The organism is Rickettsiales endosymbiont of Peranema trichophorum (assembly GCF_004210275.1).
In the GTDB taxonomy this organism is placed as follows: domain Bacteria; phylum Pseudomonadota; class Alphaproteobacteria; order Rickettsiales; family Midichloriaceae; genus RICK02.
This window is the reverse complement of the sequence record NZ_SCFA01000092.1, coordinates 1-1,406: the sequence shown is the minus strand read 5'-3', so window position 1 is coordinate 1,406 and position 1,406 is coordinate 1. Positions and strand designations below refer to the sequence as shown.

Here is a 1,406-nt window from a genome sequence, read left to right as displayed (position 1 = left end):
TGGTAGTGGGACTGAGAGGAGAATACTACATACGGTCAAATCAAGAGTCAGGACTTGGAAGGTTTGACGTGGTGATGTTGCCAAAGCAGAGTGGAAGAGCTGCTATTTTGCTGGAGTTTAAGGCAACAGGTGATTCGAAGAAGCTGAAGGCAAAGGCGCAAGAAGGGTTGAAGCAGGTAAAAGATAAGCAATATCTGGAGCTTTTTAAGCAAAACGGAGTGAAAGAGGTATTAGCGATCGGCCTGGCGTTTTGCGGGAAGCAGATGTGTTTGGTGAGTGAGAAGTTGTTGTTAGAGCACAAATAAGAAGCGAGTTGAAATTATGAAATACAAACTGCCGGTAGGAGTCAGTGATTTTAGAGAAATAGTAAGAGAAGAGTATGTATTTACCGATAAGACTCTTTTAATCAAAGAAGTATTAGAGGACGGTGCGAAGGTGATTTTAATCACCAGGCCTAGAAGATTTGGTAAAACATTGAACTTGTCGATGCTGTACTACTTTTTAGATCATAGTCAGCCAAAAGATGAGAATTTGTTTGAGAAGCTAAATATAGGGCAGGACAGAGCTTTTTGTGAGGAGCACCAGCATAAGTATCCAGTGATATTTATATCGTTCAAGGATGTGAAGAAGTCGCGCTACAAGAGTGCGTACGAGAACATAGTATCGTTGATCAGTAGGTTATATGGGCAGCATAGATACTTGCTAGAATCTGGTTGTTTGAGTGACGATGAGAAGGGAGTGTTTAACCGTTTGTTATACAAGACTGGGCAAAGTTCAGAGGTCCAGGAATCACTGCAATGTCTATGTATCTACATACATAGATATTGTGGAAAGAACCCGATTATATTGATAGACGAATACGACACACCAATACAGCAGGCTTACCTAAAAAAATACTACGAGAAGATGATAGAGCTAATGCGGAGTATATTGGGCCAGGCATTAAAGGATAATAGTTATCTGACAAAGGCTGTGGTTACGGGAATAACACGTATCTCACAAGAGAGTTTGTTCTCTGGATTGAACAACATCTCGGTATATTCGATGCTTAGGGAGAGGTTTGGGCAATACTTTGGATTTACCGAAGATGAGGTTGTGAAGCTACTGGAAGAAACAAAGCGCTCTGTGTCGATTGGTGAGATAAAAGAGTGGTACAACGGTTATCAAATAGGGAAGCATGTATTGTACAACCCCTGGTCTATAATTAACTGCTTAGACAACGAAGGGATATTAAAGGAATACTGGGTGAATACGTCAAGCAACGAACTGATAGAAGAGCTGTTAAAGGATGCGAAGCCGGAAGTTAGGAAGGAGTTTGAGGAATTGTTGCAGGGCAAAGTAATAACACAAGTACTGTCTGAGAATTTAGTGTTTCCCGACATAAAGAAGAAGCCGGAAGCCTTATG

Annotated in this window: 2 protein-coding genes; both read left to right on the top strand. The window is 41.1% G+C overall.

Features of this window, described 5'->3' with window-relative positions:
* A partial coding sequence (locus tag EDM53_RS04715) for a PD-(D/E)XK nuclease domain-containing protein (RefSeq protein ID WP_207215482.1) occupies positions 1 to 305 on the top strand: 305 nt, incomplete at its 5' end.
* A gap of 16 nt (positions 306 to 321) precedes the next feature.
* Positions 322 to 1,406: AAA family ATPase (locus EDM53_RS04710; RefSeq protein ID WP_165379647.1), on the top strand; the 1,085-nt coding region annotated here is incomplete at its 3' end.